The following is a 20,051-nucleotide window of genomic DNA, read 5'->3' as shown; positions in this document are numbered from 1 at the left end:
CTATCAGATAGCCCGTGTTGCCTATTCGTTTTTCGCGAGCAAGCTCGCTCCTACAGTTTTAGCCAAGCATCGCTCGCACATTCTCCAGCGCGCTGTCAGCGAAGGCCTGCACGAACGGCTCAAACTCTTTCACACTCTGTTCAACCGGTTCGGCGATGATCGTCCAGGTCACCCGTGAGCAGCCTTCTCCCAATGCTTCAACATCCATGGCTGCCCACAGGCGTGCCATGCCCAAGGTGTTGTAAATCGTTGTCCAGGTCATGTGCATGGCCTGCTCGTCCCGGCTGTTGAGTTGTTCCACCACCAGATTTCCATCGTGGAAGCACTTCTTGCGCAGCGATCCCGTGCCCGCTCCGGTCATTTCGATGTGCGACAAAGCGGGGATAAATTTATCAAATCCAGAAAAATCACCGACTACCGCCCAGGCACGGGCGGCATCGCAGGCAACCATCACTGAAGACACCACAGGCTTGCCGCAAGGGTTGCGAATCAACGTATCGGGTTTCATAGGGTTTCCTTCAATTGAGAGCCTGGTCGCAGGAAACCGATGCTCTTGAGGTACTCGCAGCCCATGCGTAACAGCGCCGGATTTTTTTCGGGGTAGTGCGTGCCCATCTGCTCGACGCCATGTTGTGCGTTGTCATGCCGGATCATTGAGGTATCGCCGATGTCCTCGCCTACGCCATTCAGGTAGAAACCCAGTACGCCGAACAATGCATTGCGGCTATCCACCGTGTGCAGGTGACGTTGCCAGTGGGCGACGCTCACCAGTTCGAATGCATGGCCTGCCTGGCGAAAGGCGTCGACGTAGGATTCCCAGCTCAAGGGTTGCGGGTTGTGCAGGTTGAACACGGTTCCTCCATCACGAAAGCGGCCGCTGTGGAACGCAACAAACCGGGCAAGAAAGTCCACGGGCATCAAGTCAAAGTTCAGCTTGAGGCTGGGCACCAGGCCCAGTTGGAGTGAGCCTTTGAGCATCAACATCAGGCGATTTTTCTGTGGTTCGCAGACACCGCTGCGGCTGTTGAAACTGATGTTTCCTGGGCGATGGATATTGACCCAGGCACCCTGCTCGGCGGCGCGCCCCAGCAAGCGTTCCGCGACCCATTTGGACAGGTTGTAGCCATTCTGGATGTAAAGCGGCGGGGTGGCGGCGTGGGTCTCAAGTACCTGGCCTTGGGCGTCGATGCTGCTGGCCGCCGAGAGCGTCGAGATAAAGTTGAAGACCTTCTTGCAGCGGGTTTCACACAGGCGCAGGCATTCCAGCACCGGTTCGACGTTGTCCTTGGCCAGCGTGGCGTAATCCATCACATGATTGACGTGGGCGGCGTTGTGCACCAGCACGCCGAACGCCCCGGTGAGGTAGTCATATGCCTGGCTGGACAAGCCAAGGCGCGGCTGACTGATGTCGGCGGCATACACCCGCACTCGGCTCAGGTCCAGGTGTTCCAGGCGGTACTCACGCAGCGCCTCGGCGAACCGTGCGGTCGCCGAATGTCCGGGGTGCTCGCGCACCAGGCACGCCACTTCAAGTGCGCCGTCGGCCAGCAGCGCCTCGACGATATGCACCCCGAGAAAACTGTTGGCCCCGGTCACGATCACCCTGCGGCGTTCTCCTGCCTGGTCCGCCGGCAATGTCTGCACGTCCAGCTCACGTAGCGTATCCCGGGTTGCCTGGCCGGTCGGTGCATCGGGTGGTGCATCGTCACCCATCAGCGTCGCGAGGGTGCGGACCGTGGGGGTCTCAAAAAAACGGCTGAGGGAGAGGCTGCGCCCGAACTGCTCGCGAATGCGCAGCAGCATCGTCGACAGGAGGATGGAATGGCCACCGAGATTGAAGAAGCTTTCATCCGTCGACAACTCTGTGGCCGGCACGCCCAGCAACTCGCTCCACAGGTTGAGCAACTGCACTTGCATCGGCGTGTGCGGTTCGCCGGGAGTGGTGGCCGGCAGCGGTTGAATCGGTAGCGCAAGCAATGCCTGGCGGTCGACCTTTCCGTTGGGCGTGCACGGCATGCTCGCAAGCTCCGTGCACAGCGTGGGTTGCAGATAGTCCGGCAGTGTTTGCCGGGCATGCTGCTTCAGTGCAGTCAGGGCGTCTGGTGTTTCGGGCTGGGCAACAAAGGCCAGGATTCGCCGATGATGATCAATCACGACTGCCACTTGGCGAAACAGCTGACTGCCACGCAGGCAATGTTCGACCTCTTGCGGCTCGACCCGCAAGCCACGGATCTTCACTTGCTGATCCCGCCGCCCGCCCAGTTCAATCCCGCTTTGCGTCCACTTCGCCAGGTCGCCGCTGCGATAGGCCCGCAAGGCCTGACCGTCGGGCAACGCCAGGTGCACGAAATGCTCGGCGGTCTGCCGAGGCTGGTTGAGGTAACCCAGGCTGACGCCAGGGCCGACGATGTAAAGCTCGCCCATCACCTGTTCGTCCACCGGTTGTAGCTGCTCGTCGAGTATCAGTACCTGGCTGTTGGCGATGGGGGTGCCGAGGTTGCGGTTACTGTCGCCTGGCAGCAACGTGCGGTGGGTCGCCAGCACGGTGGCTTCGGTGGGGCCATAGAAGTTGTGCAGGCGACACTGCCCCGCCAGTTGCTCGATGACATAGGGTTCGCATAGATCACCGCCGGTGATCACATGGGCCAGGCCAAGGGGTTGATCCAGCGGCAGGATGCTCAACAACGCGGGAGGCAGGAAGGCGTGAGTGATGCGCTGTTGGCGGATCAGCTCCACCAGTTGCTGCGGGTCGCGGCGCTGGTCTTCACTGGGCACGATCAACTCGGCGCCCGCGATCAGGCTCGGGAAGATATCAATCAGCGAAGAGTCAAAACTCAAGGGTGAGAACTGCAAGACGCGGCTGTGTTCGTTCAGTTGTACCTGGCCGCCGAACCAGCTGGTGAAGTGGGCCAGGTTGTACTGACTGAGCAGCACGCCTTTGGGCTGGCCAGTGGTGCCCGAGGTATGGAGCACCATGCAGGGGGCGTCCATAGGCGGGCGCTGGCGCAATAACGGTGGGTTGTCGTGGGTGTCGAGGGTACTGACATCCACTGCAGAAAAACCGTCCCTCAGTGGATGCTTGCCATCATCCAACAGAACCGAGACGTTGGCGTTTTCCAGCATGGCTTGCTGGCGTTGCAGGGGATGGCCCGGCTCCAGCGGCAGGTACACCGCGCCACAAGCCAGCACCGCGAGGATGCTGGCGTACAGATCAAGACACTTGCCCAGGCAGACGCCGATCACCGGCGGCGTGTCGCAGGCCCCAAGCAGAGGCACTAAGTGCTGTCGGATCGCCAGACTCTTGCGATGCAACTGTCGATAACTCAGCACGCTGCCAGCGATGTTCAGCGCCGGCCGGTCGGCGAAGGTTTGAAGACTGCTTTCCAGTCGTTCGATCATTGGCACCTGGGCTTGCTGCCACAACACCGCATCGGCGGTCTGGTTAAAGCGATGCAGGTACGCCAGCGATGCAAGCGCTTGCAGGCTGTGTTCCGGATCATCGGAGGCGACCGTCGTCTGCGAGAAATAGCCCGGGTCCCGGGAGAACCCGCTCACCTGCTGGGCCACCCATTCCACCAAGTCGCTTACTGCCTGTTGACGCAACCGTTGACCATTCCCACAGGCTTCGCCGGCAACGTCCAGAGTCGCCTGAAGTCGCCGTGAGCGGGCGTAACACCTGAACTGCAGGGCTGGCAGCCCGCAGTCTGTCAACGCTCCCCTACTCAGGCGCAGGCTCATCAATGCCGTGCAGGCCAGGCCTGGCGGCACCGCCTCGCTACCGTCATCAATCAGCAGATCGACGTGGGTCACGTCCTGTGCTCGCACCAACCCATGACCGTATTGAGCCAGCGTCTTACTGATTTCACTCAACGCTGCACTGGAGCCCGTCAGCCCAATCTTCAGGCGCCTCATGGGTGCCCTCCTGGCGCCGGAAGCAAGGCATCCAACGCCCGAACCACGCTCGGCGTCTGCAGCAGGCCGCTGTGATTCAGAAACCCCATGATATTGCCGATCAGTGGGTGCTGGCGGGTAATGGGAAAGCCCATCGCCTGCACTTCAGCGCATAGCGCAGCGCGCGTGCCGTCACTGACATCCAGGTGCTCGATCAATTGCAGGTCGAAGTTTTTTTGCAGGTCGTGGGTCAAGTAATGCTGGAGAAATACCGGCAGGATCCGGGCGATGCAGTCGCGGTCCGAGGCGTTTGCAGACTGCCAATAAATACGCACCAGACGCGTCCAGAAAACCGCATGACGGCCCTCGTCAAACAAGTGGTCGGCCATCAAACCACGGATGGACTGCTTGACGCTGTCGTCCTTGGAAAACGCCGCCACGTCATGGGTCACGGTATTTTCGGCGATGGCCACGGCGATCAGTTCCACGGCATCGCGCAGGTGTTCGGGGGCCAGCGCCAGCGCGGCAGGCAAGGCGTGGCTCAGCTCGATTTGCCCGGGCAGTTCAAGGGGCGGTATGCCAGTCATCTCGACGGTCTGCTGCATGAAATCGAGGGCGACGAGGGCGTGGTAGTCCTCATCCACCACGACGGTCATTGCGTCGTAGCGGCAGGCGAGCGGGAAGGGCACTGAAAAGCGATTCTTGGCAATGCTGCGTGCGGTCTTGTCGACGATCTCGGTTTCAAAGATCACCACATCGTTGATGAACTTGTAGAACGTCTGCAACAAGACAAAATCCCGGTGCTGTGGGCATTGATCGACAAAGGTCGCGCTCAGCACCAAGGGTTGTCGGCTCATGGGATAAATCAACTTTTGATCATTTTCCAGCAGGCGGCGCGGGCGCGTGCGGATAGTCGCGCGGCGCTCCCAGTCATCGGCAAATGAGCGGTAGTCGGCGGGGTTCATACGCTCACCTCCGACAGGCGCAGGTGCAACCCGTCCCATAAGGCCAGGCGGCTGTCCACGGCGCCGAGGGCGGCACTGTTGGCTTGTTGCTCGCGAGTCGGGTCGGCGAGTGTGAGGCGTTGCAGCAATTGCGTTGCCGCCGGGCCATGCTCTTCGGCGTCGATCTCCATATGGCGCTTGAGGTAGTAGCAGAACGTCGGTGCCTGGCGGTGAGCTATCGCACAGCTTTCCAGGAGGCGGTTGAACATCATCGGGATAACGCTCTCGCGGCCGTGCAGAAAAGCTGCCGCCACACAGTGAGTCGGCGCGTTCAGGGCAACCTGCAGCGTGTCTCTGACGAACCGAGCCACGGCAGGGTGGATATAGACTTTTTGCAGGGCCGTTTCTGCATCGCAGCCGTCACGTTGCAGGCTGACGAACCGTTCGATGGTCGCCGTATTCGCGCCGACTTCACGCATGGCCTCCAGGTACAGCTCGAAGTGGCTGCCGTGTCCGTGGCCGGGGTACACGTCCGACTCTTCGCCCAATACGATTTCATTGATCAGGCGAGCCGCTTGTGGGTCCGTTGGCGGTAACCAGGGCAGGCGCATGCCGGTCAGGTCATGTTGCAGGCGCTTGGTCAGTGTCATGAAGTCCCAAACAGCGAATACGTGGTTCTCCATAAAGTATTGTAACTTTTGGAGCGTATTGATTTGTGTGAACAGTGGGTGGTTGTGCAACTGCTGCTTTTTTTGTTTAAGCAGGTGTGAGTGCTGGAGCATGGTTGATGCCTATAAGTCGTTGTCTCTTCCCTGATAAAAGCGTTTTGCTTTAGCGACAAATAAGTATTGGTTTTCACGCGCGCGCGGATGCCTTGATCGCGGACAGCCATACGTGAGGCTGGCGCCGTTATTCAACACGCCGCACGCTGTGACAAAACACAAGGCTTTATTTAAAGGAACGCCACTCACAGTGACGCCCGAGCATGGGTTCACGCTATTGGTTTGGAAGATTTGGAGTATGGATAATTAAAAACAGTAATCTGATTGGGTATTCAGTGGTTTTTAGTTTTATAAATGGTTGCAGATAAATATGTTGCTGTAGTTAGTGCGCTCTATGGAGTGTGGGAAGTTTCCTTGAATGTTAAATAATAAGCTGGAGTAGTTGTTTGTTTTGAACTGTATGTTTCGGCGGGGCAGCACTTCGTTGCTGTGATGCACTGAGCCCCCTGACCTAGGCGGCCTCGCAGCGCTGTGTGGTCGAAGGGGGAGGTTCAGTTCCCTGGAGCATTCACAGCGATGTTTTATCGTCGCTCTGTTCAAGGCTCCTGAGGTAACCCGTAATCACCTCCATGCCGCGGGTGAGGTGGTTACGCAAAGTCAGGATGCTTTCCTCGATTTTCTTTTTCGCCACCAGGTCCAGCAGTTCCCGGTGGTCTTCCTGGGACGTTTTGCCCAGGCCCATGGCTTCGAGGTTGAAGCGCAGGAAACGCTCCTCTTCGTTCAAGCCGTGTTCCACCAACTTGAGCAACCGCTGATTGCCCGCCTTGCCATACAGCGCCATGTGGAACAGACGGTTGAGGCGGCCGATTTCGGTGTAGTCGCTTTCCCGTTCCAGTGCGTCGATGAAGGCGCCAGCCTGGGCAATGTCATCGGCAGTGAGCAGAGGAATCGACAAGCGCAGTGCTTCGGATTCCAGGAGTATGCGCAGCGCATAGGTTTCTGCCGAATGGTCTTCAATCAGTGGCGCCACCACTGCGCCTTTGTGGGTGACCACATGCAGCAGTGACTGGGCTTCCAGTTGACGCAATGCCTCACGCACCGGCATCCGGCTGACCCCGAACAAGCTGGCCAGCTCCTGTTGGCGCATGGCGGTGCCGCAGGGCAAGCGACCATCCAGGATGGCGTTGCGCAATGTTTCTTCAATCACGGAGCGAGCAAGATGGGCGGGGATAGGCCCGCTGATCTGGATGCTGCTCAAAGGGTTCGGCTTCTGCGTCACGACTACGCTATCCTCCTTTTCAGGGTGAGGTGGCTAATTGGATCCAATGCACACTAGAGTTTGTCCACAAGCTTGTCAAACAGGCAAGGTTTCGGCTTGTAAGTGACTCAACAATGCGGTCTTTTGACCCACATTTCTGACTTGCCGTGTCTTACGGCGGCTATGGAAAAATGGGTACTGTTGCGGTGATTGCACCGTGCCATTGTTTTTTACCATTCGAACCTTCACCATCCAACGCTACTCCGTCTTCTTCCACGGATTGAACGCTTTGGCGGTACGTTTTATTCCCCCTTGGGTCCTGCGCTGGCTTTTTTCGGTGCTGCTACTGGCTGGCTTATTGCCCGGCGGGTTGCATGCCGATTGGGATTTCTCCCAGATCAGCCGCAAAGCGACCGCACTATACGGCCCGTTGGGAGAAGGGCAGCAGCGCATTGATGCCTGGCAACGGTTGTTGGCGACGCAGAAACAAGTCAGCGAGCTGGAGCAGCTTAAGGTAGTCAACCTGTTCTTCAACAAGCAAATGCACTATGTGGAAGACATCGACCTGTGGCACCAAGTGGACTATTGGGAAACCCCTATCGAAGGCCTGTGGAAGGGCGCCGGGGATTGCGAAGACTATGCAATCGCCAAGTATTTCAGCTTGCGTCACCTGGGCGTCGCCAGCGACAAATTGCGCATTACCTACGTCAAGGCGTTGCGTCAGAATCGCGCCCACATGGTCTTGACCTATTATTCGACGCCGGACGCGATGCCGCTGGTGCTCGACAGCCTGACCGATGAAATCCAGCCGGCAAGCCAGCGTACCGACTTGCTGCCTGTCTATTCCTTCAATGCTGAAGGCTTATGGTTGCCGGGCGCCAAGGGCGACAAAAAAGTCGGTGATACCAAACGCTTGTCACGCTGGCAGGATGTGTTGAAAAAAATGCGTGCGGAAGGCTTTCCAGCCGAGCCTGCCAACTAGGAGTACCTGTACAGATGTCTCTGTTCAAACAGCTTTTGATCGCTATCTGTCTGTTTTTGGTGGTCGCCTTCAGCGGCAGCTTCATGGTGAGCCTGGAAAGTTCGCGCACCCAATATGTCAACCAGTTGCGTTCCCACGCGCAGGACGCCGCCACCGCGTTGGCGCTGTCACTGACCCCTAATATTGATGACCCGGCGATGGTGGAGTTGCTGGTCAGCTCAATCTTCGACAGTGGTTACTACGCCAGCATCCGCGTGGTGGACCTGAAAAATGATCAGGTTATTGTCGAGCGCAACGGTACCCCCGACAGCGATGGCGTGCCCAAATGGTTCGTCAACCTGATCGGCCTGGAGCCGGCGGGCGGCGACGCCTTGGTTAACCGTGGCTGGGAGCAGGCGGCACGGGTAGAGGTGGTCAGCCACCCGATGTTCGCCCTGGCCAAGCTCTGGCGAAGCGCGCTTGGCAGCCTTGGCTGGCTGTTGCTGTGTGGCGCTGTCAGCGCCGTGCTGGGAGCCCTGTTGCTGCGCCGACAATTGAAGCCCTTGGACTACATGGTCAAACAGTCCCATGCGATTGCCCGTCGGGAATTCTTGAGCTTGCCCGAGCTGCCGCGCACCCCGGAGCTACGCCGTGTGGTGCAGGCGATGAACCAGATGGTGGAGAAACTCAAGGCGCTGTTTCAGGAGCAGGCCGAGCGCAGTGAAAGGCTGCGGGTCGAGTCATACCAGGACAACCTCACCGGCCTGGCTAACCGGCGTTATTTCGAGATGCAACTTAACGCCCGGGTGAGTAATCCGGAGGAGACCAACTCCGGTTATTTGCTGCTCCTGCGGGTCAAGGACCTGGCCGGACTCAACCAGCGCCTGGGCGGCCAGCGCACCGACCAATTGCTGCAGGCGGTGGGCGAGCAACTGTTGCGTCAGTGCGAGCCGTACCCGGAAACCCACAACCTGGTCACCCGGATCCGCGGCGGCGAGTTTGCCGTGCTGGCGCCGGGGCTGGTACGCGAAGAGGCCTTGCAGCTGGCGCAAAACCTGGAAAGCGTCCTGCTTAGCCTGCAAGCCACGGGTGCCAGCGATGTCACGCCGGTCGCTTACATCGGCCTGGCACCGTTCAACCATGGCGACGCACCGCAAGCCGTGCTGACACTGGCCGACCAGGCCTTGGCCCAGGCGGAGACCCAAGGCGACACCAGTTGGGTCTGCCTGGACCATAGCGCGCCCGCCAGCGTTGGCGATGACCATCACGCCTGGCATACCTTGCTCGACCAGGCGTTGACCGAGCGACATTTTCAACTGTATTTCCAGCCGGTGGTTGCCAGCCACGACCCGCAGGTGGTGCTGCACTACAAGGTGTTGTCACGCCTGCAGGACGACCAGGGGCAGACGATTGCGGCAGGGCGTTTCCTGCCATGGCTTGAACGGTTCGGCTGGTCGGCGCGTCTTGACCGCATGATGCTGGAGCTGGTGTTCAAGCAGATGGCCGGCCACACCGAATCCCTTGCGCTGAACCTGTCGGCCGCGACCTTGGCCGACCCTCAAGCCCTGAATCGAGTGTTCGAGTTGTTGCGTCAACACTCCAATCTCGGCCCACGGTTGACCCTGGAAATCGGCGAAGAGCAATTGCCGGAACAAGCGGCGCTTGAGCAACTGACCCATCGCCTGCGCGAGCTCAATTTCTCCTTGAGCCTGCAGCGCTTCGGCGGGCGCTTCAGCATGATCGGCAACCTGGCGCGCCTGGGCCTGGCCTACCTGAAGATCGACGGCAGCTACATTCGCGACATCGACCAAGAGAGCGACAAACGCCTGTTTATCGAAGCGATCCAGCGCGCCGCCCACAGCATTGACCTGCCACTGATCGCTGAGCGTGTTGAGACTGAGGGTGAGCTGGCGGTGATCTGCGAGATGGGCGTTTTCGGCGTGCAGGGGCAGTTGTTTGGCGAGCCGGCGCCCTGGAAGTAATGCGGGTAGCCGCTGCTGAGGCAGCGGCTACCGTCTGGGGCCTCAGATCAACCCGGTTTCTTCGTCGTTGATCAAGCTGTTCAGCCCGCCGAGTGCTTCCCGCGCCTGGTTGCGATCCAACAGTTTGGCTTGGGCCGCCGGCGGCAGGTCGGTGACGCGAATCACCCCCTTGCTGGTCAACACCTGAATCAAGTCATCCAGAACCCGAATCATCTCCAGGTCGCTTTGCTTGAGCTGATTCAGGCTGGTTTCCACGAGCGTATTGGCATACCACGCTTCAATCTCATGGTGATCGGCCGGTAGCGTCTCCGTTGACTCGTCGAAGGCGGCGGCCTCTACGCGAATCAGCCCGCCGTGTGCATCACGTTGCACATAAAACATAACAATCCCTCAGCAATGAAGCCCGCAGCCACCAACACAGGCTAACGGAATGGGTGCGAGTATGCGGTGCAATCGTCCCACAGAGCCAGTGACGAGCCGCTAATGTACATCGGCCGCCCGGTTGGGCGGCCGATGAACGCAGGCTTAGGCGGTGTGATCGATCTTGATGGTCGGGTCGGCACCGCTGATCAGCGAGTTGATGCTGGTGTGAGACCAGTCGTTGCCTTCCAGCTTGATGGTGACATCCGCGTTCGCCAGACCGCCGGCCTTGTTCAGATTGCCTTCGGTACTGACTTGCAGCGTCGAGACACCCTCCACCGTGGTGATCTTGAGGTAGTTGTCGATGGTGCTGTCGCTCTCACCTTTCAACAGATCCCGCAGGTCAATCCGGTCGCCGTCCGCGGCCTTGAAGTCCTTGATCACGTCGTTGCCCAGGTCGCCAGACTTCCACACGAACAAATCAGCGCCGGAACCACCAATCAGGATGTCGTTGCCCTGGCCGCCGACCAACGTGTCGTTGCCCGTGCCGCCCAGCAGGATGTCATTGCCCTTGCCACCGTCGAGGTAGTCGCTGCCGCCCTGGCCGAACAGGATGTCGTCGCCGTTGCCGCCCAGCAGCGTGTCGTTCCCGTCCTTGGCGCCGGACACATCAAAGTCGGCGTAGTGTTCGGTCACGTACTGATGCACGTTCGACGTGGTGACGGCCGTGACGGCCATCCCGGTTTTCTGTGCGACGAAGGCCTGCAGCGCGTTGTAGCCCTCGCCGGTAACCCCACCGAAGCTCACCAGGTCACCGAAGATGATGTCATTGCCGTCGCCACCGTTGATGGTGTCAGAGCCCGGCAAGGTCGCCTCGGTGTGACCCAGGATAGCGTTGGCCAAGTCCTTCGGATCGATGTTGCTCTGTGGCTTGCCGTCCGAGTCGTACGGTTTGAGGTCGTTGAGGCTGACCCCGCTGTTGATACCAATGGCTTCCACGCTGGACAAGCCGCTGAGCAATGCAAACCCGCTGCCGGAATTGCTGGTCGTCGCAGAGCTGGTGCTGCTACCGCTGCCGTCCAGGTACGAGACTTCATAGGTGCCGTCGCCTTGCGCATGCACGGTGCCGATGACGCCGCTGTCGTACCAGCTGCCGTTCCAGTTCTGCATCCACTTGTGAACCTGACCGGCGCTGTCGATCAGTTGCAGCCTGCTGCTGCCGACGGTGATCGAGAACGCGTTGCCCAACTGATAGTTGTTGGTGTTGATGTAGTCATCCAGACGGCCATCGGTGGTGGTGTAGTTGTAGAAGTCGGCGACCACCGGATTGGTCTGTTCGCCGTTCTGGAAGTACGTCGGCTGGCCATCAGTGATGAAGTAAGTCAGGTTGGTCGCGCCGGTGTTGCCGGTCGCCAGGCTGCTCTGGAAGAAGTTGGCGGTGGCCTTGAACACGTCTTCATAGTTGGTGCCGCCACCGGAGACCATCGAATCCAGCACGCCCTTGAGTATCGCCAGCGCGTTTGGATCGTTCAGGTTAATCGCCACCGATTTATTGACCTGGGTATCGAAGTCCGCCACGAAGATATTCACGGTGCCCGATGTGTTGGCGCCGAGGCTGTTTTTCAGTGAGCTGAACACCGAGGTCAGCGACGCCTTGGCCGCGTTGACCGAGTCGGTGCTCATGCTGCCGGAGCTGTCGACCATGAACGCGATGTTGTAGTTCTTGCCTTGCACCACGTTCAGGCCACCGATGTCCGCGACCACGATGTCATTGCCATCGGTGCCGGTGATGTTGTCGCTGCCCGACGTCGCGGTGATCGAGTTGTAGTTCGCCGGGTAAATAGTGACCGGCAACTGCGCGGTAGTAACGGCCGAGCCGCCCAGGCTTTCAGTCGAGGTCGAGGTCACCGTCAGGTTGAACTGGCCGCTGTAGTAGGTCGGTGGCTTGATGGTCAGGGTGCTCAAGTCCCAGCCCGTTACGTTCACTTCACCGGTGCTCGCGCCGGCGCTATAGGTATGCCCGGCACCATCGGTGAGTACCGAGCCTGCCGGGATCCCGCTGATCTTCACGCTCAGGCTTTCCGAGCCGTCAGTATCGGTCAGGCTGGTGGTGACCTTGGACAGGTGCACCGAGCCATTCTCCAGGCCTTCGTTGAGCTTGTAGCCGGTGTAGTAACCGTCGCCGTTGCTGCCATGCAGGTCGGACACGGTCACGCCGGCATTGATCAGGTCGCTGACGCCGGTGTAGAGCGGTATGCCGCTGGCGTTCAGGGGCTGGACCGCACCGTTGCCGATTTGCACGTTGACGTTATAGCTGCCAGGTCCGGACTGGTTGGCGTGGTAGATCTCGATGCTGTAATAGCCGCTGACGGTCGGGGTGATCGATCCGCTGAACTTGCCGCTGTTGGTGCCCCACAGCGCGCTCGCTACGTCTTTGCCGCCAACGTTGACCACCAGGCTGTCATCGCCGGTGCCGCTGAAGGTGTAGCTCTTCCCCGCTTCCATGTAGATCAGGCCGGAAGTCTTGGAGCCAGAGCCCCCCGCAACGTTCGCTTCAGACACGACAGTGGTCACGGTGCTGCTGGTGTTCGGCGTGCCGGCGTTATCAATCGCGTTTTTCAGGTCTGCTGGTGCAGCGCCGTTGCCGTTGGTGCCCAGGTTCGCAATGCTGTTCCAGCTTTGCTTGGTCAGGCCCACGGAATTCACGGCGTTATCTGCCACCGTCAGGTTCGGCGCATCCGCCACTGGGGTGATATCGACTTTCACCGTCGCGGCAGTGCCCAGATCCTTGCCATCGGTTGGCTGGAACTTGAACTGCGCATAGTCGGCCTGTTTATTGCCGATGCCGGTGCCGCCGTAACCATTGGTCCCGGACTCGTTGGCATTGGGCATAAAGCGCAATTGGCCGCCGTCGATCTGGGCCTTGGTAAAGGTCTGGCCGCTGGTCACGTTGGACCAGGTCACCCCGTCCGCTGCCAGGAACTGCAATTTACCGGCAACCGGCAACTCGGTGATTTTCACCCCGAGGCTCGCTTGTGGCGAGTCGACGTCAGTCACGCCGAAGTTCGACCAGGCCAGGGCCAGCGGCGTGTCCTCGGTACCCGTGACGGCGCTGCCGGTAGCGACCGGCGCGTCGTTGACGGCCACCACGTTGACGGTGGCAGTGGCAACGTTGGAGTAGTTACCGCCATCGGTCACCGTCACGGTAATGATCCGCGGTGTGGTGCTCGGGTCATGGCTGCTGTTGGAGAACGTGATGTTCTGGATCCGCGTCATGTAATCGGCCAGCGTCGCGCTGCCCGACAGCGTCAGGGTAATGGTGCCCGTCTGGTTGTTGGAGTTGATCGTGATGCCGTTGACGCTATTGCCCAGGTTCAGCACGTCGCCCGCTTGCGCGTTGGTCAGGGTGACGGTGGCGCCGGTCAGCATCGTGCTGTCCGGGTCGGTGATCTTGATGTCGGTGTCAGCAATCGACACACCTGGCCCGGTGGTGCCTTCGGTGAACGTCACCTTGTAATCCGCACCGGTGGCGCCGCTGGAATTGTTGGCGTCCAGGTCGATGACCGGCGGGGCGTCGTTGTCGATGATATTGGTGCTGATGCTGCCATTGGTGCCGCTGATCGCCAGCTTCTCGAAGTTGCCACCGGAAGTCTTGTCGATGGTAATCACCAGCGTTTCGGTAGGCTCGGTCAGCTTGTCGTCAAGGGTGTTCACGTTGAAGGTTGCACTGCTGGCGCCAGCCGGGATCTTCACGGTGTAGACGCCGTTGAAGTCCGAACCGTCGGTGGCCGTGCCGCTGTATTTCAGCGTGACGGTCACGTCAGTGGCCGCCGGGTTGCTCAGCGTGAGGGTGTAGTGGGCTGCCTGGCCCTCATTTACCGACGCATCACCGGTGATGCTGATGGTGGTGGTGTCGATCGAGTCGGTAATGGTGGTGACAGCCGGATGGCTGTTATCCGGAACCAGTTTCTCGAAGTTGCCGCCAGTGGCGGTGGCGATAGTCGTGCTGACGGTTGAGCCGTTGTTGTAGACGTCGTTGGGTGGCGTCTGGAAGACCACAGTGCCGGTGGTTTTGCCGGAATCGACAGTGATCACCTGGCCGTTGGACAGGGTCACGGTCACCGGGGCGTGAGCGACGTTGCTCAAGGTCGCGGTGTAGGTGATCTGGCCGCCTTCAGTGATCGCGGTGTTGGCTGTCGACAGCGTCACAGTGGTGGTGTCGATCGAGTCCGAAATGACGGTGGTCGGTGGATTGGTGTTATCCGGGACCAGTTTCTCGAAGTTGCCGCCAGTGGCTGTGGTGATAGTCGTGCTGACGGTGGAGCCGTTGTTGTAGACGTCGTTAGCCGGAGTCTGGAAGACCACGGTGCCGGTGGTTTTACCGGAATCGATAGTGATCACCTGGCCGTTGGACAAGGTCACGCTTACCGGGGCGTGAGCGACGTTGCTCAAGGTTGCGGTGTAAGTGATCTGGCCGCCTTCGGTGATCGCTGTATCGGTGGTGCTCAACTTAACGGTCGTGGTGTCGATCGAGTCGGTGATTGTGGTGACAGCTGGGTGGCTGTTATCCGGAACCAGTTTCTCGAAGTTACCGCCAGTGGCTGTGCTGATGGTGGTGCTGACCGTCGAACCGTTGTTGTAGACGTCGTTAGCCGGAGTTTGGAAGACCACAGTGCCGGTGGTTTTACCGGAATCGATAGTGATCACCTGGCCGTTGGACAAGGTCACGGTTACCGGGGCGTGAGCGACGTTGCTCAAGGTCGCGGTGTACGTGATCTGGCCACCTTCAGTGATCGCGGTGTTGGCTGTCGACAGGGTAACGGTGGTGGTGTCGATCGAATCCGAGATGACAGTGGTCGGCGGATTGGTGTTGTCCGGGACCAGTTTCTCGAAGTTGCCGCCAGTGGCTGTGGTGATAGTCGTGCTGACGGTGGAGCCGTTGTTGTAGACGTCGTTAGCCGGAGTCTGGAAGACCACGGTGCCGGTGGTTTTACCGGAATCAATGGTGATCACCTGACCGTTGGACAGGGTCACGGTTACCGGGGCGTGAGCGACGTTGCTCAGGGTCGCGGTGTAAGTGATCTGGCCGCCTTCAGTGATCGCGGTGTTGGCTGTCGACAGCGTCACGGTGGTGGTGTCGATCGAGTCCGAAATGACGGTGGTCGGTGGATTGGTGTTGTCCGGGACCAGTTTCTCGAAGTTGCCGCCAGTGGCTGTAGTGATAGTCGTGCTGACGGTGGAGCCGTTGTTGTAGACGTCGTTAGCCGGAGTTTGGAAGACCACGGTGCCGGTGGTTTTACCGGAATCAATGGTGATCACCTGACCGTTGGACAGGGTCACGGTTACCGGGGCGTGAGCGACGTTGCTCAAGGTCGCGGTGTAGGTGATCTGGCCGCCTTCGGTGATGGCGGTGTCAGTAGTGCTCAACTTAACGGTAGTGGTGTCGATCGAATCGGTGATGGTAGTAACAGCTGGGTGGCTGTTATCTGGAACCAACTTCTCGAAATTGCCGCCAGTAGCGGTGCTGATGGTCGTGCTAACCGTCGAACCGTTGTTGTAAACGTCATTGGCGGGTGTCTGGAAGACGACCGTGCCAGTGGTTTTACCAGCGTCGATGGTGATGACTTGGCCGTTGGACAGTGTCACGGTTACCGGCGCATGAGCTTCGTTGCTCAAGGTCGCGGTGTAGGTGATCTGACCGCCTTCGGTAATCGCGGTGTCGGTGGTCGACAGCGTCACCGTCGTGGTGTCGATCGAATCCGAAATGACGGTGGTCGGCGGATTAGTGTTATCCGGTACCAGCTTCTCGAAATTACCGCCAGTAGCGGTGGTGATCGTGGTGCTAACGGTCGAGCCGTTGTTGTAAACGTCGTTCACCTGGGTCTGGAAAACCACAGTACCTGTGGTTTTGCCTGCATCAATGGTGATGACCTGGCCGTTAGACAGGGTCACGGTCACTGGCGCATGCGCTTCATTAGAAAGCGTCGCGGTGTAAGTGATCTGACCGCCTTCGGTAATGGCGGTGTCAGTAGTGCTCAACTTAACGGTCGTGGTGTCGATCGAATCGGTAATGGTGGTGACGGCTGGATGGCCGTTATCCGGGACCAATTTTTCGAAGTTGCCACCAGTAGCGGTGCTGATGGTGGTGCTGACCGTCGAACCGTTGTTGTAGACGTCATTGGCGGGTGTTTGGAAGACCACCGTACCAGTGGTTTTACCGGCGTCGATGGTGATCACTTGGCCGTTGGACAGGGTCACGGTTACCGGGGCGTGAGCTTCGTTGCTCAAAGTCGCGGTGTAGGTGATCTGGCCACCTTCAGTGATTGCGGTGTCAGTGGTCGACAGCGTTACCGTGGTGGTATCGATCGAGTCCGAAATGACGGTAGTCGGCGGATTGGTGTTATCCGGGACCAACTTCTCAAAGTTACCGCCAGTAGCCGTCGTAATCGTGGTGCTAACGGTCGAACCGTTGTTGTAGACGTCATTGACCGGGGTCTGGAAAGCCACGGTACCTGTGGTTTTGCCAGCATCAATGGTGATCACCTGGCCGTTGGACAGAGTCACGGTCACCGGGGCGTGAGCTTCGTTGCTCAAGGTCGCGGTATAAGTGATCTGGCCGCCTTCAGTGATCGCCGTGTCGTTAGTCGACAAGGTCACGGTGGTGGTATCGATCGAGTCCGAAATGACGGTGGTCGGCGGATTGGTGTTATCCGGGACCAACTTCTCAAAGTTACCGCCAGTAGCTGTCGTAATCGTTGTGCTAACGGTGGAACCGTTGTTGTAGACGTCATTGACCGGGGTCTGGAAAACCACGGTACCCGTGGTTTTGCCAGCATCAATGGTGATCACCTGGCCGTTGGACAGAGTCACGGTCACCGGGGCGTGAGCTTCGTTGCTCAAGGTCGCGGTATAAGTGATCTGGCCGCCTTCAGTGATCGCCGTGTCGTTAGTCGACAAGGTCACGGTGGTGGTGTCGATCGAATCCGAAATGACGGTGGTCGGCGGATTAGTGTTATCCGGGACCAGCTTCTCGAAATTGCCGCCGGTAGCGGTGGTGATGGTCGTGCTGACGGTGGAACCGTTGTTGTAAACGTCGTTGACCGGCGTTTGGAAAACCACGGTACCCGTGGTTTTGCCCGCGTCGATGGTAATGACCTGGCCGTTAGACAGGATCACGGTGACCGGAGCGTGAGCTTCGTTGCTCAAGGTCGCGGTGTACGTGATCTGGCCGCCTTCGGTAATGGCGGTGTCATTGGTCGACAAGGTCACGGTCGTGGTGTCGATTGAATCGGTAATCGTGGTGGTCGGCGGATTGGTGTTATCCGGGACCAACTTCTCAAAGTTGCCGCCAGTGGCGGTGGTGATCGTGGTGCTAACGGTGGAACCGTTGTTGTAGACGTCGTTGGCTGGCGTTTGGAAAACCACGGTCCCCGTGGTTTTACCGGAATCGATGGTGATCACCTGGCCGTTGGACAGGGTCACGGTGACCGGAGCGTGAGCTTCGTTGCTCAAGGTCGCGGTGTACGTGATCTGGCCGCCTTCGGTAATGGCGGTGTCATTGGTCGACAGCGTCACCGTCGTAGTGTCGATCGAATCCGAAATGACGGTAGTCGGCGGATTAGTGTTATCCGGTACCAACTTCTCAAAGTTACCGCCAGTAGCCGTCGTAATGGTGGTGCTAACGGTGGAGCCGTTGTTGTAGACGTCATTGACCGGAGTCTGGAAAACCACAGTACCGGTGGTTTTGCCCGCGTCGATAGTGATCACCTGGCCGTTGGACAGAGTCACGGTTACCGGCGCGTGAGCCTCATTGCTCAAAGTCGCGGTGTAGGTGATCTGACCGCCTTCAGTGATTGCGGTGTCAGTGGTCGATAGCGTCACGGTGGTGGTGTCGATCGAATCCGAAATGACGGTGGTCGGCGGATTGGTGTTATCCGGGACCAACTTCTCAAAGTTACCGCCAGTAGCCGTCGTAATGGTGGTGCTAACGGTGGAACCGTTGTTGTAGACGTCATTGACTGGAGTTTGGAAAACCACGGTACCCGTGGTTTTGCCCGCGTCGATGGTAATGACCTGGCCGTTGGACAGAGTCACGGTTACCGGCGCATGCGCTTCATTCGAAAGCGTGGCGGTGTAGGTGATCTGTCCGCCTTCGGTAATGGCGGTATCGGTGGTCGACAGCGTCACGGTGGTGGTGTCGATCGAATCCGAAATGACGGTAGTCGGCGGATTGGTGTTATCCGGGACCAACTTCTCAAAGTTGCCACCGGTAGCGGTGGTGATCGTGGTGCTAACGGTGGAGCCGTTGTTGTAAACGTCGTTGACCGGCGTTTGGAAAACCACGGTACCGGTGGTTTTACCGGCATCAATGGTGATCACCTGACCGTTGGACAAGGTCACGGTCACCGGCGCATGCGCTTCATTAGAAAGCGTTGCGGTGTACGTGATCTGACCACCTTCAGTGATCCCGGTGTCGTTAGTCGACAAGGTCACGGTGGTGGTATCGATCGAGTCCGAAATGACGGAGGTCGGCGGATTGGTGTTGTCCGGGACCAGCTTCTCGAAGTTGCCGCCAGTGGCGGTGCTGATGGTCGTGCTAACCGTCGAACCGTTGTTGTAAACGTCGTTGACTGGTGTTTGGAAAACTACTGTCCCGGTAGTTTTACCGGCATCAATGGTGATCACCTGGCCGTTGGACAGAGTCACAGTCACCGGCGCGTGAGCCTCGTTGCTCAAGGTCGCGGTGTAGGTGATCTGACCGCCTTCGGTAATGGCGGTATCGGTGGTCGACAGCGTCACCGTCGTGGTGTCGATCGAATCCGAGATAACAGTGGTCGGCGGATTTGTATTGTCCGGAACCAGTTTCTCGAAGTTGCCACCAGTGGCCGTCGTAATGGTGGTGCTAACAGTGGAACCGTTGTTGTAGACGTCGTTGACTGGAGTTTGGAAAACCACGGTACCCGTGGTTTTGCCCGCGTCGATGGTAATGACCTGGCCGTTGGATAGAGTCACGGTCACCGGCGCATGCGCTTCATTCGAAAGCGTTGCGGTGTACGTGATCTGACCACCTTCAGTGATCGCGGTGTCATTAGTCGACAAGGTCACGGTGGTGGTGTCGATCGAATCCGAAATGACGGTAGTCGGCGGATTGGTGTTGTCCGGAACCAGTTTCTCGAAGTTGCCGCCAGTGGCGGTGGTGATCGTGGTGCTAACGGTGGAACCGTTGTTGTAGACATCATTAACCGGGGTCTGGAAAACCACAGTCCCCGTGGTTTTGCCCGAATCAATGGTGATGACCTGGCCGTTGGACAGAGTCACGGTCACTGGAGCATGAGCTTCGTTGCTCAAGGTCGCGGTGTAGGTTATCTGGCCGCCTTCGGTAATGGCAGTATCGGTGGTCGACAGCGTCACGGTGGTGGTGTCGATCGAGTCCGAGATAACAGTGGTCGGAGGATTAGTGTTATCCGGTACCAACTTCTCGAAATTACCGCCAGTAGCGGTGGTGATGGTCGTGCTGACGGTCGAGCCGTTGTTGTAGACGTCGTTGACCGGAGTCTGGAAAACCACAGTGCCAATGGTTTTACCGGCATCGATGGTGATCACCTGGCCGTTAGACAGAGTCACGGTCACTGGCGCATGAGCTTCGTTGCTCAAGGTCGCGGTGTAGGTGATCTGACCGCCTTCAGTGATTGCGGTGTCGGTGGTCGACAGCGTCACCGTCGTGGTATCGATCGAATCCGAAATAATAGTGGTTGGCGGATTTGTATTGTCCGGAACCAACTTCTCAAAGTTGCCGCCAGTAGCCGCTGTAATCGTGGTGCTGACGGTGGAGCCGTTGTTGTAGACGTCGTTGACTGGAGTCTGGAAAACCACGGTGCCCGTGGTTTTGCCCGCGTCGATGGTGATGACCTGGCCGTTGGACAGGGTCACGGT

The 20,051-nt window shown here is 58.8% G+C and carries 9 protein-coding genes; 2 read left to right on the top strand and 7 right to left on the bottom strand.

The window, feature by feature from the left end:
• Positions 1-58: 58 nt before the first annotated feature.
• From HBJ59_RS31020 to HBJ59_RS31000, 5 genes are all read right to left on the bottom strand, one after another.
• Positions 59-508 carry an SRPBCC family protein gene (locus tag HBJ59_RS31020; protein ID WP_167665760.1) on the bottom strand — a complete coding sequence of 150 codons (450 nt, stop codon included), beginning with the start codon at positions 506-508 and terminating at the stop codon, positions 59-61.
• Positions 505-3,912 (bottom strand): amino acid adenylation domain-containing protein, encoded by a 3,408-nt coding sequence (locus HBJ59_RS31015; RefSeq protein WP_167665759.1) that lies wholly within the window; start codon positions 3,910-3,912, stop codon positions 505-507. The genes HBJ59_RS31020 and HBJ59_RS31015 overlap by 4 nt, the downstream gene beginning before the upstream one ends.
• Positions 3,909-4,856: a diiron oxygenase gene (locus HBJ59_RS31010; protein ID WP_167665758.1), complete on the bottom strand. Its 948-nt coding sequence runs from the start codon at positions 4,854-4,856 to the stop codon at positions 3,909-3,911. Before HBJ59_RS31010 ends, HBJ59_RS31015 begins: the two co-directional genes overlap by 4 nt.
• Positions 4,853-5,617, bottom strand: coding sequence for a DUF3050 domain-containing protein (locus HBJ59_RS31005; RefSeq protein WP_167665757.1), 765 nt, complete (start codon positions 5,615-5,617; stop codon positions 4,853-4,855). Before HBJ59_RS31005 ends, HBJ59_RS31010 begins: the two co-directional genes overlap by 4 nt.
• 508 nt (positions 5,618-6,125) lie before the next feature.
• Entirely contained in the window at positions 6,126-6,836 is a 711-nt protein-coding gene (locus tag HBJ59_RS31000; protein ID WP_167665756.1) for a GntR family transcriptional regulator, read from the bottom strand.
• Between the two features lie 268 nt (positions 6,837-7,104).
• Between HBJ59_RS31000 and lapG the strand changes: the two genes are divergently transcribed.
• Positions 7,105-7,797 (top strand): cysteine protease LapG, encoded by a 693-nt coding sequence (gene lapG / locus HBJ59_RS30995; protein ID WP_167665764.1) that lies wholly within the window; start codon positions 7,105-7,107, stop codon positions 7,795-7,797.
• 14 nt (positions 7,798-7,811) lie between these two features.
• Positions 7,812-9,758, top strand: a complete 1,947-nt coding sequence (lapD, locus tag HBJ59_RS30990) for a cyclic di-GMP receptor LapD (protein WP_167665755.1) — start codon at positions 7,812-7,814, stop codon at positions 9,756-9,758.
• A gap of 42 nt (positions 9,759-9,800) precedes the next feature.
• On the opposite strand, the gene HBJ59_RS30985 is transcribed toward lapD, so the two are convergent.
• Positions 9,801-10,139 (bottom strand): tryptophan synthase subunit beta, encoded by a 339-nt coding sequence (locus HBJ59_RS30985; RefSeq protein ID WP_076015601.1) that lies wholly within the window; start codon positions 10,137-10,139, stop codon positions 9,801-9,803.
• A 144-nt stretch (positions 10,140-10,283) separates the two neighbouring features.
• Positions 10,284-20,051, bottom strand: a 9,768-nt coding sequence (locus HBJ59_RS30980; RefSeq protein WP_167665754.1) for an immunoglobulin-like domain-containing protein, incomplete at its 5' end; no start/stop codon positions are given.

This window comes from Pseudomonas sp. AN3A02 (genome assembly GCF_011765255.1).
Taxonomy (GTDB): Bacteria; Pseudomonadota; Gammaproteobacteria; order Pseudomonadales; family Pseudomonadaceae; genus Aquipseudomonas.
The sequence above is the reverse complement of the archived record's forward strand: the minus strand, read 5'-3'. Positions and strand labels throughout refer to the sequence as shown.

Bases quoted from the DNA above. Each gene is read 5' to 3' on its own strand.
- HBJ59_RS31020 (WP_167665760.1), bottom strand. From the start codon at position 508: ATGAAACCCGATACGTTGATTCGCAACCCTTGCGGCAAGCCTGTGGTG.
- HBJ59_RS31015 (WP_167665759.1), bottom strand. From the start codon at position 3,912: ATGAGGCGCCTGAAGATTGGGCTGACGGGCTCCAGTGCAGCGTTGAGT.
- HBJ59_RS31010 (WP_167665758.1), bottom strand. From the start codon at position 4,856: ATGAACCCCGCCGACTACCGCTCATTTGCCGATGACTGGGAGCGCCGC.
- HBJ59_RS31005 (WP_167665757.1), bottom strand. From the start codon at position 5,617: ATGCTCCAGCACTCACACCTGCTTAAACAAAAAAAGCAGCAGTTGCAC.
- lapD (WP_167665755.1), top strand. From the start codon at position 7,812: ATGTCTCTGTTCAAACAGCTTTTGATCGCTATCTGTCTGTTTTTGGTG.
- HBJ59_RS30985 (WP_076015601.1), bottom strand. From the start codon at position 10,139: ATGTTTTATGTGCAACGTGATGCACACGGCGGGCTGATTCGCGTAGAG.